Consider the following 14,700-nt stretch of genomic DNA (forward strand, 5'->3'; position numbering starts at 1 on the left):
AGTATTAACAGTACTTATGAAAAATTAAAATACTTTACTCAAGATTCGAGTATAAATCCATTTTTGAATAAATAAATTTATAGTTTATTAAATAACTAATTAAGATAATTTCATCCTAAGTTATCTTAATAAAATAAGGTTTACCATAAAATAAGATTGAAACAATCTTTGAAAGGATTTAATGATGCTGGATACCGAAATTTTATTTGATCCTAATAATCTACCTAAAGACGAGCGTTTACAAACATTAAAACAGTTATATCCTGAATGTTTTAGTAAAAAAGGTGAGTTCTTAGTTGAAAAATTTACACAACTTGTACATCCTCAAGCAATTGAAGTAACAAAAGAGTATTACAATTTAAATTGGTTAGGAAAATCTTATGCTAAGTTATTAAGAAACACTCCTCCAACTACTCTCTTAACAGAAGATTATCAGCATAATCAACAACCACAAAATATAGATAGTCAGAATTTACTTATTAAAGGTGATAACTTAGAGGTCTTAAAGCATTTGCAAAATGCTTATAAAAGTAAAGTAAAAATGATTTACATAGATCCACCCTATAATACTGGTTCTGATGGCTTTGTGTACCAAGATGATCGTAAATTTACTACTGAGCAATTAGTTGAACTGACAGGAATAAACTTGGAAGAAGCACAAAGAATTCTAGATTTTACTTCTAAAAAATCTAACTCACATAGTGCTTGGTTGACTTTTATGTATCCTCGTCTGTACATTGCAAGAGAATTACTTCAAGATGATGGAGTAATTTTTATTAGTATTGATGATAACGAACAAGCACAACTAAAACTTCTCTGTGATGAAGTGTTTGGAGAAGAGAATTTTGTAGGAGATTTTATTTGGACAACAAAAAATGCTGCTAGAGGTGTCCCTCCTGTTAATATGTTGATGAGTAATCACGAATATATTTTATGTTATGCAAAAAATATTAATCTGCAAAAATTTAAAGGTATAGAAAGAAGCGAAGAGGACTTTGCAAATCCTGATAATGATCCTAGAGGGTTATGGCGTTCAGAAAGTATAAAAGCTACAGGTACACAAGATAACTTTTTTTCAATTGTTGATCCTATTACAGGGAATCAATTTTATGATAATTGGGCTTTTGCAGAAAATAGCATTAAAAGGATGATCAATGATAATCTGATTATTTTCCCTAAGACAAAGGATGGAGTTCCTCGTCAAAAAAAATTTCTTAATAGTTATACTAATGATAAAAAAGCATTTGTTTCTTATTTAGGATGGTATTCTTCAGAAACATCTTCAAAGTCGTTAATGTCTTTATTTGATGATAAGAAAGTTTTTAGTTTTCCGAAATCAGTGGAATTAATCAACTTTTTAATTAATCAATCTACTGAAGAAAATTCAATAGTTCTTGATTTCTTTTCAGGATCTGGCACAACAGCTCATGCCGTAATGCAATTAAATGCAGAAGATAGTGGTAACCGTAAATTCATTCTTGTACAGTTACCTGAAAAAACTGATCAGAAATCTCAAGCTTATCAAGCAGGTTACACAACTATTTTTGATATTACTAAAGCTAGACTAGAGAAAGTTGCTCAAAAGATAAAGGGAGAAAAAACAGATTACCAAGGTGATTTAGGATTTAAAATTTTTGAAACTACTACAGATTTTAGAGAAGTTCCAGACTATGATCAAGAGCTAAAAACTCTTGAACACAATCCTAGTCTAGATTATTTAATGTATGTTCCCGAACAAATTGAAACTTTATTAAATACTTGGCGAGTATATGATGGTCAACCTCTGAACGAACCTATAGAGAAAGTTAATCTTTCAGGTTATACGGCATATTTATGTCAAACTCAATTATATTTACTGAATCAAAACTTTGGTAGCGAACAAGTAAAAGATATCTTAACCAAATTAGATAATGAGAGAAGCTTTGTTATTGAACGTATTGTAATTTATGGAGAGGGAATTGACAGTGCTAAGCAACAAGAGCTTAAGCAAGCTATTATGAGCTACAACAATAAAAAATCTCTGCATATAAATATATTAGTGAGATATTAAATTATGGCTTTTAAATACGAAAAAAACTTACCTCATCAAGAAGTTGCAATAAACTCTGTTGTCAGTGCTTTACAAGACCTTCCTTATATAGAAAACTCTTTAGATAACTTTGCGAATAAAATAGAAATAGATTTATCTCAGTTAAAGAATAATTTAGAAAGTATACAAGTAGAAAATGATATTAATGATCAGCCTTTAACCGGTAATTCTATTATTGATATTTCCATGGAAACAGGAACAGGTAAAACTTATACCTATACTAAGACCATGTATGAGTTATATCGCAATTATGGAATCTTTAAATTTGTTGTCGTCGTTCCGACCTTATCCATTAAAGCTGGGACAGAAAGCTTTTTAAAAAGTGAAGCTTTAATGCGTCACTTCCGTTTAGATTTTGAAGGTATATATGGAGATACTCAGGTAAAGTTATATGTAGTACAAAGTCAAAAAGCCAAAAAAGGTAAAAGACAACATAACTTAATTGAAGTTCATGATTTTGTGAGTACAAATGACAAGAGCAAAATTCATGTACTGTTAATTAATCAAGGTATGATTAACTCTGATAGCATGTCTGGTAAGCTTTCTGATGGAAGTCAATTATTTGCTCATGAGTTTGATAATCCTTTTAAGGCAATTGCAAGTACTCGTCCAGTTTTGATTATTGATGAACCTCATAAATTTGCTAAAGCTAAAACGACATGGAAAAATATTGAAAAATTCCAATCTATACTAACTCTGCGATATGGAGCAACTTTTACAGAATATGAGAATTTAATCTATCGTTTAACTGCGGTGCAAGCGTTTAACGATAATCTAGTAAAAGGAGTTAATGTTTTTGTAGAAGAATTAGAAGGAGATGATGGGGTAGTTGTAACTCTAGAGAAAGCTAAAAGTGAAGAAGTTGAATTTAGAGTATCAAATAGTAAAAAATCTATCTTAGTTAGACAAGGTGATAGCTTAGGACTAGTTCACTCGAATCTACATGATATTTGGCTTGAAAAGGCAAAAGCGACTGAAGTTATCTTGAGTAATGGTTTATCCTTAAAAAAAGGCGATAAAATAAATCCATTTGCGTATAGTGATACAGTAATTAATAAGATGTTACGCAATGCAATTCGTACCCATTTTGATACTGAAAAAGCTTTACTAACTCGAGAGAACGGAAGAATAAAACCTCTAACTCTATTTTTTATTGATGATATTAAAGGTTATCGTGAAGGAAGAGAAGAGCAAAATAGTTTATTAAATCGTTTTGAACTTTTTGTGAAAGCCGAAGTAGAGAGTCGTTTAGCTTATGAAACTAATGATTTTTATAAAGCCTATTTAGAGAAAGCTTTAGAAGATATCTCTGCTACCCATGAGGGATACTTTGCTCAAGATAATAGTGAAAGTGATGAGAAAATTGAACAGGAAATACGAGAAATTCTCCATGATAAAGAAGGTTTATTATCTTTAGATAACCCGAGACGATTTATATTTTCTAAATGGACTTTACGTGAAGGTTGGGATAATCCGAATGTATTTGGAATTTGTAAATTACGTTTAAGTGGGAGTGAAATTAGTAAATTACAAGAAGTTGGACGAGGTTTACGCTTACCTGTAAATGAATTTATGGCTAGAGTAAATCAGGAAAACTTTTATCTAAACTATTTTGTTGATAGTAGAGAAAATGACTTTGTTAATAAATTGGTAGGTGAAGTAAATAGTCAAGTTCCGAGTATAAAAATTCCTAAAATATTTACTAATGAACTAGCGAATAGAATTTCACAATCTTATTCTGATAAACCTATTTTAAAAATTTTCAATGAAGCTTTAAATGCAGGTTTTATAAATGATAATGATGAATTTATTGACAATCATGGTAATGTTAGTAGTGAAGGTTTTTATAAACTAAGAGATTTATACCCTTTAGCATTGAAACAAGAGCTTGTAGATGTAAATAAAATTCGTAATGGCAAGGAAGCTAAGAAGAAAAAAATCAAAATGCGAATTGCTAAATATGCTGAGCTAAAAAACCTTTGGGAAAGTATCAATCAAAAAGTCATTCTAAATTATAAGATTGAAAGTGAAGAAGAGTTTCTCAATTTATTTGTAAAATTTTTAGAAAGTGATTTAAGTAGTTTTAAACAAAGTGGTAGTATTACGGTTAAATCTAACATTAGAGTGCAAAATGATCTTTTAGTCGCAAATAAAGAGCAATCTATTGAAGAGATAAATTTTGAACCTATAGCGATGATGAGCTACTCTACTTTCTTATTAAAACTAGCCGAAAAAATTTTGATTCAGCGTAATACCTTACATCGAGCTTTTCTAAAAGTTGCTAATTTAATTGATATACGTTTATTTTTAAATCAGCAAACTATCAACGGGTTGGCAAGAAAATTCAATCGTTGGTTACTGTTAAATTCTTTTACTTCTTTCGAAGTAGGATATTCCCATACAAGTAATGAAATTCATCCTACCAAATTTACAAATAAATTAGGAGATCCTTTAGAAGAAGTTGAAGATAATATCTTTGATGGAGAGTTATCTGATGATGAACCTTTACCTCAATTTTTATTTGATAGAGTCTTTTTCAATAGTGATCTAGAAAAAGAAAATATCACTGAAAGTGAAGTAAAAGAAGTAATTGTTTTTACAAAAATTCCGAAGAACTCTATTAAGATTCCTGTAGCAGGAGGAGGGACTTACTCTCCAGACTTTGCCTATGTTGTCAAAACTTCTAGTGGGGATATTTTAAACTTTATTATAGAAACCAAAGGCGTATCTGATGACGGTAGTCTACGTGTTGAAGAGAAAAAGAAGATTGAACATGCTGAAAGATTATTTGAAAAGGTTAGTACTGAAACTAAAGTAATCTTTACAACACAGTTTCAAGGGGATAAGATTGCTAAGATTTTGAAAGCAGTATGTAAATAATGTTTCAATCTTTAAAAAGTAATTTATAATTGAATAGAGGCGAGGACAAAACTATTTTAGCCTCTACCGTACCTCTTACCACTGTATGTACTGCTCAATATAAAACGGTTGTCTCAGTTACCTTTATCACGAGTATCTATAAAAAGAAATAGAATATTGAACAACTACCAATTTGTGCAACGAGGCGTTGCACAATTACCTACTGAAGAAAATCTCTTATATTTCAACCATTATCAATTTGTGCAACGGATCGTTGCACAATTACTTACTAAAGAAAATCTCTTATATTTCAACAATGATCAATTTGTGAAACGGATCGTTGCACAATTACCTACTGAAGAAAATCCTTAGCATTTCAACAACTAGCAATTTGTGCAACGGGACGTTACACAATTACCTACTAAAGAAAAATCTCTTATATTTCAACAACTAGCAATTTGTGCAACGGTGCGTTGCACAATTACCTACTGAAGAAAAATCCTTAATATTTCAACAACTAGCAATTTGTGCAACGGGACGTTGCACAATTACTTACTGAAGAAAATCTCTTATATTTCAACAATGATCAATTTGTGCAACGGGGCGTTGCACAATTACCTACTGAAGAAAATCCTTAATATTTCAACAACTAGCAATTTGTGCAACGGGACGTTGCACAATTACATACTGAAGAAAATCCTTAGCATTTCAACAAAGATCAATTTGTGCAACGGGGCGTTGCACAATTACCTACTGAAGAAAATCCTTAGCATTTCGACAACTAGCAATTTGTGCAACGGGTCGTTGCACAATTACCTACTGAAGAAAAATCCTTAATATTTCAACAACTAGCAATTTGTGCAACAGGGCGTTGCACAATTACCTACTGAAGAAAAATCTCTTATATTTTAACAACTAGCAATTTGTGCAACGGGGCGTTGCACAACTACCTACTGAAGAAAAATCCTTAATATTTCAACAACTAGCAATTTGTGCAACGGGTCGTTGCACAATTAACACAAGAAGCAAAATCATTATTAACTTCAGTTGCTATCAAGTTATATTGTTTCTCTATAGCTCTTATTTTTCAGCTCACACTATACTTTTTTCTAACTTTTGTTAGTTAAAATAGAGGTTTTATTCTTCTTAATGTCATTTTTCATCATTTCTCAATCTCTTCTTTTTTTAACTTTCTTTCTAAATCCACAATAAAAACTAACATTTGTAACTAATTTACAATTTTTAACTTATCAAAAGTTATAAAGCACAAAGAATCCGAATAAAAAAACTCCGATCTTTTCCTTTCTCCTAAAAATACCACAACAAGAAAAGAGTTTTTTTGTAAAATATAAGCAACTCTAAGAAAACTCTTTCCACTTTTCTCTTTCTTAGTTAGAGTTTTAAGTTTTTCCACTTCTTTGAACTTAAAACCTTTAATTGTTATCCCAAGTTATTTTATTTTCGATTTAGTTATTTACTTTTCGATCCCTTATTTACTTCTTATTCCATTACTTTACAAAAAACTAAGCTTACTTTAGTTCCTAAAGTTGTGTCTAGTTTTTTGTCTCTAAAAAAATTATAGTTTATGAAATTTAAATCCCCTTTCTCTATCGCTAAACTAACAGCCTCTTTAGCTCTCTTAGGTTTAGCCGGTTCTTCTTTTGCCAATAATGCCGTAATTAACTTACGTGTTATTGAAACTACCGATATCCACGCCTATTTCACAGCTTACGATTACCTTAAAGACCAACCTGTTTTAAATTACGGTTTAACTCGTACCGCTTCGCTTATTAAGCAAGCTCGTGCTCAAGCAACTAACTCTGTACTTGTAGATAATGGAGACTTAATCCAAGGTGGGTTAATTGGTACTTGGGCTGTTGATGATAACTTCAAAAGCTACAAAATTCACCCAGCATATCTTGGCTTTAAAGCTTTAAATTATGATGTATCTAACTTAGGTAATCATGAATTTAACTATGGTCTTCCTTACCTTGATAAAGTAGTTGCCACTGCTCAAGAACAAGCAGGCATTCCGGTAATTAACGCCAATGTTTATGACGCTAAAACTGGTAAAAACTATTACACTCCTTACATTATTAAAGAAACCGTACTTACAGATACCCAAGGAAAAAAACATAAAGTAAAAATCGGTTATATCGGCTTTACTCCTCCACAAATTATGCAGTGGGATGCTGAAAAACTTACAGGTAAAGTTACTGTAACTCCGATTGTCCAATCAGCTCTTGAGTTTGTACCGAAAATGAAAGCTGAAGGTGCGGAAATCATCATTGCTGTACCTCACTCAGGGATAGGTTCAGTTGCTCCATCAAGCTCTCTTTATCCAAACCAAGTAATAAACTTAACCAAGGTTCCTGGTATAGATGCAGTAGCCTTTGGTCACTCGCATGGAGTGTTCCCATCAGCCGAATATAAAGACGTAAAAGGTGCAGATTTAGAAAAAGGTTGGATTAATGGTGTGCCTGCTGTAATGCCTGGACGTTGGGGAAGTCATTTAGGGATTATTGATCTCGTTCTCGTACAACAAGCTGATGGTAGCTTTAAAGCTGATGCGCAACAGTCTCGTGCTTTTGCTCGTCCAATCTATGACGTAAAAAACCGTCAAGCTCTTGTCGAAGAAGATGCTGAATTAGTAAAAGTATATGCCTCAACCCACAAGGCAGTACGTGATTATGCTAATGCTCCTCTAGGTAAACTCGAAGATAATCTTTATGGTTACCTTGCTTTATACCAAGATGATCCAGCGGTGAAACTGGTAAACCAAGTACAATTAGCTACTTTAAAAGATTGGGTGGCACAAAATCCTGAATATAAAGACTATAAACTAGTTTCTGCAGCAGCTCCATTTAAATTTGGTGAACGTCACAATGACCCAGCAAACTTTACGGTAGTAGATAAAGGAACTTTTGCGTTCCGTAATGTTTCTGATCTCTATGTATATCCAAATACTTTTGCGATTGTAAAAGTAACTGGACGTGAACTCAAAAACTGGGCTGAATGTTCTGCAGGGATGTTTAATACTATTTTTACAGATACAGATCAACGTCAAGAACTAATCAACTATCGTGGCTTTAAAACTTATAACTTTGATGTACTTTACGGCGTTAACTATCAAATCGACGTAACTCGTCCTGCAAAATTTACAGGTAGTTGTCGTCCTACAGGTAACCGTAAAGGTCGCGTAGAGAACATGACCTATAATGGGCAACCAATTAAAGATAGTGATAACTTCTTAGTGGCGACTAATAACTATCGTGCGAATACTGGCATGTTCCCAGGTACAGGTACAGATAAAGTTGTGTACTTAGCTTTAGAAACTTCTCAAGAAGTAATTGCTAACTATATCCAAAAACAAGCAAAAGAAAATAAACCTATAGTTCTTGATCGTACGGTGAACTGGTCTCTTGTACCAATTAAAAATGGCGAAAAACTCAATGTAGTTATTTTCTCTGCTCCAGATAATAAAGCAGTGAATTACGCTTTAAATAACTCTGTTTGGCCTCTCGTAAAACTTGACTTAGATTATGCAGGCTTCCAAGAATACCGCATAGATCTTTCAAAATACCAACCTGAGAAGCAATATAAATAAACAGTCATATGGTAGTGTGGTTGGTTGAATAAGTAATTACTATTCATATTATGATAATTACCAATCGTATTATCGTAATTACTGGTCCATTATCTTAATTACTGGTCCATTATCTTAATTACTAGTAATCGTATGCTAACCACTAATCTTATTATGATTATAATCAGGCATAATAACTACCATTCGCTAAAATTTTAGTCATAAATCCAAAATAATTTTCATCCTTAAGTTCAAAGAGAGATTTCGGTCTCTCTTTTTTTTGCGATAAATTTATCTTTTTTAGGTACTGAACATGTTAAAATATAGAAAATCATCATATAATAAAGAGAAACCCTCCTCATATATTTATATACCCTTATGACATTAACTATAGTTTATTCATGTAATTCAAAATATTGGACTCAATTAGCAACCAGCATTACTTCTTTACTTTGTAACCGTATTCACGGCACTCCCTATAAAATTATCATTCTTTATCGTGATTTTCCAGATCATTACAAACAACAATTACAAAAACTCGTTTCCTCACATCTGCAAATTGAACTAATCTTTTATGATATGACCTCACATCTGCTGATGCACGGTTTCTTAGATGATCCTCAAGATTATATTAGTAGTGATACCTATTCCCGCTTATTTATTCCTGCTTTAATTGAGCAAATTGCAGGAGAAACTCTCGAACGAGTTCTCTATCTCGATACCGATCTTGTTGTCTGTAATGACTTAAAACCTCTCTTACACTTACCTTTGGGCAAGCACTTATTTGCCGGAGTGAAAGATCAGTTTATTTGGCGCATTCACCATGCTCCAGGTCAACATTCAGGAGAGCAACAGTTTATTGATAATATAAAACATCTCGGATTATCTAATCACGATTATTTTAATGCAGGAGTAGTGGTTTTTAATTTACAGAGATATAAAGAACTTAACTTCTCTCCTTACTTTCTTGTGCAACAAATGCAAGCTCATAAACATTGTCTTCTCAAAGATCAAGACTTGCTTAACCTCATAGCTCAACAATATGGAGGAGCTTTACTTTTGCCTCTTGAATATAATCTTAGTGCCGAATTATTTCATAATCAGCAAACTACAGATTATTACCGCTATCTCGAAAATAGAATTCAAATTATTCATTATATTGGCAAAGCTAAACCTTGGTATGCACCTAACAATAAACTTGCCCATATCTATAACTTCTACTTTAATATGATCTTTGAGCAACAACTGCCTACTTTTTGGCAAGATGTAGATGAGATTTATCAGGATTTTACTTTTGCTCGCTTAATTTCTCTTTACACTAAAAACTAAACTTTCTCCCTAAAACAAAAAAATTAGTTATTTATTCTCCTAAATGCAATTTTACCTCTCTATGGAAATAGGAGCTTTACTTAAGAGCTACGGTGATTTTTTAAAAATTACTGAGGCTTGCTAGGTAATTTAATAGCTTTAACAGGAGTTTAGTAACTTTGAAAAGAAATTTAGTGGCTTTGATCAGAAGTTTAATATCTTTAAGAACTACAAAGGTAAATTTCTTAAATAAGTACATGCTAAAAATCCCCAAGGAATTTAAGTAGATCTCAAATTCCTTGGGGATTTCTTTAATGCTGATATTTTTCTAAATATCCTTGTAAAATTTGCATTTGCTCTGCCGAATAAGCAGAAAAGTCCACATTAAAATCATAAGGAGGGCGATTTTGCGGTTGTTCTAAGTAACTATACTTAGTTTCACTTAACCCTAAAAAATCTAAACTTGCCTGAGCTAAAGTTTTTTCAGCTTCTAAACTCGTATCTTGAGGCTCACGTAAATAAGCATAGAGATTAACTCCTCCCATTAACTCTGACCAACGTTTAGCTACAGGATAAATATAGCGTAAGAAGATTCTCGCTGCCGCTCCTGGTAAAAAGTAAGGTTGAGAGCGTAACTCTTGGAGTTTTTGCGGAGAATGCCATAACTCCAAGAGGCGTTGCGTTAAAGCTTGGGGATTACGAGGATCAAAATAAATAAACGCTTGAGGATTAATATAATCTAACTCCGTTTCTATCCCTCCCCAATAAATCGGAATACATCCTGAAGCCATGGCTTCAAACAGCTTTTCACTGACATAGCCAGGAGCATAAGAGTTCTCCGGACATACCATAAACCAAAAGTTCTTACCATAAGCAATTTTATCATCTTGGTAACGCTCTTTAAGGTCGTGAGTATTAAAGCGAAACTTACTCGGATAAAACACGGGATGCTCGACCAAATCCGCAAAAGCTTGAGTAATGAGATCACAAATTTTTCCTCTTACTCCTGGCATATGTCCAATCTTATCATGCCGAGCCACACATAAAGCTAAGGCTTTACGTTGCGTAAAATTAGACTCGAGGCGAGCTTGCTCTAATTGCTCAATCCATGCTTCAACCTGCTTAAAGGTTGGCAAACCATACAAGGTATGTAAACCTAGGGAAATACTCCTAAAGTAATTAGGAACATGCAGATAATTATTATATAAACTCGGCATCACCTGAGGTAAATAAGGACCAAGAGCGAGATCTACATAATCTACATAATTATCTACAGCATTTAAACAAAAATCGAACTCAAAGATATGTTCTTGGGCGTGGTATACCGAACGCATTTGGTGCATGGTCGGTAAAGGTTTAGCTCTTTTCCCATTAGGACTTAAGGGAAAACCTGCAAACACATGCGTTGCTAAATTATACCTTTGTTCATAGGTACTTAAGCAACGCTCAAGTTCACCTTGCGTCCAAAAGCGTTCAAGAAAACCTTGAATAATATAAGTATTATAAGGCAGTTTTTGATAATTAAATTTATGGTAGAGAGCAATAAACTTTTCTTTTTCGAGATCAAAACCGCCCCAAAAACCGCAATAATTAATTGTAGATTTCATACATCTTTATTGATAATGTTGGATAAATCTTGCTAAAGTCTCTTGTTCTCTTGGCGTTAACTCAGGTACTCGAGGTTGATAAGGAAAATTGTTAGCTTCGTCTAATAAGTACAAATACTTATCTTCCTGTAAGCCAAGAGAGGCTAGTTGCGCTTGGGCTTTAGCTTTTTCGGCTTCTAAATCCGTCGCCTGAGGGGTTTTGAGACAAGAGTAGAGATTTACCTCTGCCCCTAAAAGTTTAGTTAAATACTTAGCAAAAGGATAAACATAGCGTAGATAAATGCGTGCAGCCGCTCCAGGAAGAAAATAAGGTTCAGCACAAAGCTGAGCAAACTTTTCTTTATTATTCCACAGGTCTACGAGTTCTTGCCCTAAAGCAGCTTCATTTTTGGGATCAAAATGCAAAAATGCCTTGGCATTGATATAGTCTAACTCAGTTTCAATCCCACCCCAATAAATTGGAATACATCCCGCAGCCATGGCTTCAAAAATCTTCTCGGAAACATATCCTGGAGCTGAAGAGTTTTCAGGACAAATCATAAAGATAAAGTTACGTGCATAGGCGATTTTATCATCATTAAACTTAGTGATCATCTCGCTACTATTAAAACGAAAAGTACTCGGATAGACAATTGGATATTTACTCATTTTGCCAAAAACATTGGTAAAGATATCACAAATCTTACCTCTTACGCCTACCATATTTTGTAATTGATCATGACGAGCAATACAAACCCCTAGTACCTTACGGATAGCAGGTGGATAATCTTTTTTCGTTTGTTCTAGTTGAGCAATAAGCTCTTCAACCTGAGCTAAGGTTGGAAGACCGTATAAAGTATGTAGTCCAACCACCGAACTCCGAAAATAATTTGGAATATGGAAGTAATTTCCATAAAGAGTTGGCAATACCTGAGGCAGATAAGGACCAGCGACTAAATCTACATAATCAGCAAGATAATCAGAGACAGATTTAGTAAAAGAAAAGAGATAATTATGCTCTTGTCCATGATACACACTAAAAAAGTCTTTAGCTCCTCCGGTAAACTCAGGATATTTATCTAAATAAGGCAAAGGACCATCTGTAAAAAACTGCGGAGCAAGAGCATGAGTTTGTTGTAAGGCACTTGGATAAGATTCAAGAGCAGCTTGGAGTAATCCTCTTTTAGCAAATTGTTGGACTAAAAGAAGTTTTTTCGGGAAATTAAATTTGTGGACTAAAGCCATTTGTTTACTTTCAGCTAAGACAAAATCATGCCAAAAGCCGGTATATACCAAGCGTGAATTAACAATTGTAAAACTCGGTCTGCTCATATCTGATCCTTTAAACGTTGATTCTTTATCTTGCTTTTAATTATACCTTTTTCTCTTTTCCTTAGCTCAAGATTATCTGCAAAGCTCATGATTTTTCCGTTCTCTTTTTTGAAGAGGCGTATAATAACAATCGCTTAGTTAATTATTTACAGGAAAAAAACTATGACCCCTGCAATTAATCTCTTAAAAAAAGAAAAAGTAGCTTTTGAAGTACTAACTTATCATCATGATCCTGAGAATACCAACTTTGGTCAAGAAGCCGTAGACAAATTAGGTTTACCTGCCGAGCAAGTCTATAAAACTTTACTTATTTCTCTCAATGGTGACCCAAAGAATCTTGCAGTAGTAGTCTTACCTATTGCTCATATGCTGAGCTTAAAAAAAGCTGCTAAGGCTTTTGGGGCAAAAAAGCAGAGATGGCTGATAAAGCTCTTGCTCAAAAAGTAACCGGCTATTTACTTGGAGGCATTTCACCTCTTGGACAAAAGAAAGCTCTCCCTACAGCTATAGATGCTGGGGCAGAGAAGTTTACTACAATTTATTGTTCTGGTGGTAAACGTGGTTGTGATGTAAGTTTAGCACCACAAGATCTAGCGAGACTAACTAAAGCTACTTTTGTAGATCTTATAGACCATGAATAGATCAAGCAAAAATGATTTATCAATACTAATCTAAAGAAAAATATTAACGCTCTTTGCAAATTGCAAAGAGCTTTCTTCTTTCTCTTATTTTTCTGAAAAAGGATTTATATTATAATAAAGTAATAACTCTGTTTTAAGAGAAAATAAACTAATAAAGTCTTACTTTTCAATTAATAAACAAGGGGACTCCCCAAGTAACAATTTAGATTTTGTCTGTAGACAAAATTAAGCTTATCTCAACCTCAAAGATCTCAACTTATTCGTCATTTACAAGAAAACTTTATTTTCCTACTTAATTGAAAAAAAAGCTTATAGCTCTCAACTTAATAATAGGAACTATATACATGTTTAACCAAAAATCTTGTTACAAACTAACGTTTTGCACGCTCTCAGCTCTATTATTAACCGCTTGTGGTTCTACCACTTCACAAAAACCTGTACCCCCTCCTCCTCAAGCTTCATCTCCTGAGGAAGCATTAGCTTACATTGCTAGTAAATTTGATAATCAAGGTCTTGCTTACCGTACCTATATTGATCGCATTAAAAATCTTGCACAGCAACTAAAGCAAGAAAATAATTCTTATTACTCGGGAGATGTGATTAAATATGTTGCTGATATTACAATTAACACTTTTCCTCCTGTAATACACAATGGAAAATATTACACCAATGCCTATGATCTAGCAAACCTTGCTAACAATTGTTTAATTTATGGAAAAGCAGTAGGAGAAGGAAAACTAAATCATTATGGCTATTTGTTTCCATGTGGTGACTTCGTAAGAGCCTTAGGAACTCTTGGAAGTACAATTAATGAAATATACTCAACTATCTTAGCCTATGATTATGAATATCGCCCTATTTATGATAATATCCCAGCACGTAATTACTTATTTTCTAAGGTATTTACGACGCCTCGTGGTAGCGTAAGAGATTTCTATAACCATCAAATAAATCAATATAGTTATCCAACTTACTTAACATACTCCCCTACACTTGAAGATGTATCTCCAGATAAAATGTCTGATGATCTTTTTATAAGGCTACAAGAAATTTGGCGTTATTTCGGAGTTGAAGTTTACAAATATCGTCAATAATTTCATAACTTTAGGCTAGCGATACAAAAATTAGTTTTAAAATTACGGAAAAAGTTAATATACCCTAATATGTCTAAATTCTTTACTTAGACCGTAATTTTATAACTCATAAATTACAAAAAGTATCAATGCTCTTTGCAACTTGCAAAGAGCATTTTTGTTCTCTTCTCCTCACCTTTAGGAACTGAATATACTATAATAGAGG

8 protein-coding genes and 1 pseudogene are annotated in these 14,700 nt (G+C 33.2%); 7 read left to right on the forward strand and 2 right to left on the reverse strand.

Annotated elements, in window-relative coordinates:
- Nucleotides 1-181 precede the first annotated feature (181 nt).
- From CKF59_RS01340 to CKF59_RS01365, 5 genes are all read left to right on the forward strand, one after another.
- A complete protein-coding gene (locus tag CKF59_RS01340) occupies nt 182-2,050 on the forward strand; it encodes a site-specific DNA-methyltransferase (protein ID WP_245959257.1) in 1,869 nt (622 codons plus the stop codon).
- 3 nt (nt 2,051-2,053) lie between these two features.
- Nucleotides 2,054-4,969 (forward strand): type III restriction-modification system endonuclease, encoded by a 2,916-nt coding sequence (locus CKF59_RS01345; protein WP_245959258.1) that lies wholly within the window; start codon nt 2,054-2,056, stop codon nt 4,967-4,969.
- 156 nt (nt 4,970-5,125) lie between these two features.
- Nucleotides 5,126-5,320, forward strand: coding sequence for a hypothetical protein (locus CKF59_RS01350; RefSeq protein WP_119534190.1), 195 nt, complete (start codon nt 5,126-5,128; stop codon nt 5,318-5,320).
- 1,213 nt (nt 5,321-6,533) lie between these two features.
- Nucleotides 6,534-8,555, forward strand: coding sequence for a bifunctional 2',3'-cyclic-nucleotide 2'-phosphodiesterase/3'-nucleotidase (locus tag CKF59_RS01360; protein ID WP_119534192.1), 2,022 nt, complete (start codon nt 6,534-6,536; stop codon nt 8,553-8,555).
- A 357-nt stretch (nt 8,556-8,912) separates the two neighbouring features.
- On the forward strand, nt 8,913-9,863 hold the full coding sequence (locus CKF59_RS01365) for a glycosyltransferase family 8 protein (RefSeq protein ID WP_119534193.1): 951 nt from the start codon (nt 8,913-8,915) through the stop codon (nt 9,861-9,863).
- 290 nt (nt 9,864-10,153) lie between these two features.
- Here CKF59_RS01365 and CKF59_RS01370 read toward each other — a convergent pair whose 3' ends face one another.
- Nucleotides 10,154-11,449 (reverse strand): glycosyltransferase, encoded by a 1,296-nt coding sequence (locus CKF59_RS01370; RefSeq protein ID WP_119534194.1) that lies wholly within the window; start codon nt 11,447-11,449, stop codon nt 10,154-10,156.
- A 6-nt stretch (nt 11,450-11,455) separates the two neighbouring features.
- Nucleotides 11,456-12,760, reverse strand: a complete 1,305-nt coding sequence (locus tag CKF59_RS01375) for a glycosyltransferase (protein ID WP_119534195.1) — start codon at nt 12,758-12,760, stop codon at nt 11,456-11,458.
- A gap of 162 nt (nt 12,761-12,922) precedes the next feature.
- Here CKF59_RS01375 and ybaK point away from each other — a divergent pair.
- A pseudogene (ybaK, locus tag CKF59_RS01380) lies at nt 12,923-13,401 on the forward strand (Cys-tRNA(Pro) deacylase).
- Nucleotides 13,402-13,745: 344 nt separating this feature from the next.
- A complete protein-coding gene (locus CKF59_RS01385; protein ID WP_119534196.1) occupies nt 13,746-14,495 on the forward strand; it encodes a hypothetical protein in 750 nt (249 codons plus the stop codon).
- The last annotated feature ends 205 nt before the right edge of the window (nt 14,496-14,700 follow it).

The organism is Psittacicella gerlachiana, assembly GCF_003585965.1.
In the GTDB taxonomy this organism is placed as follows: domain Bacteria; phylum Pseudomonadota; class Gammaproteobacteria; order Enterobacterales; family Psittacicellaceae; genus Psittacicella; species Psittacicella gerlachiana.

What these genes read in the sequence shown, in the direction of transcription:
- CKF59_RS01340 (WP_245959257.1), top strand. Translation starts at nt 182, where the DNA reads ATGATGCTGGATACCGAAATTTTATTTGATCCTAATAATCTACCTAAA.
- CKF59_RS01345 (WP_245959258.1), top strand. Translation starts at nt 2,054, where the DNA reads ATGGCTTTTAAATACGAAAAAAACTTACCTCATCAAGAAGTTGCAATA.
- CKF59_RS01360 (WP_119534192.1), top strand. Translation starts at nt 6,534, where the DNA reads ATGAAATTTAAATCCCCTTTCTCTATCGCTAAACTAACAGCCTCTTTA.
- CKF59_RS01365 (WP_119534193.1), top strand. Translation starts at nt 8,913, where the DNA reads ATGACATTAACTATAGTTTATTCATGTAATTCAAAATATTGGACTCAA.
- CKF59_RS01370 (WP_119534194.1), bottom strand. Translation starts at nt 11,449, where the DNA reads ATGAAATCTACAATTAATTATTGCGGTTTTTGGGGCGGTTTTGATCTC.
- CKF59_RS01375 (WP_119534195.1), bottom strand. Translation starts at nt 12,760, where the DNA reads ATGAGCAGACCGAGTTTTACAATTGTTAATTCACGCTTGGTATATACC.
- CKF59_RS01385 (WP_119534196.1), top strand. Translation starts at nt 13,746, where the DNA reads ATGTTTAACCAAAAATCTTGTTACAAACTAACGTTTTGCACGCTCTCA.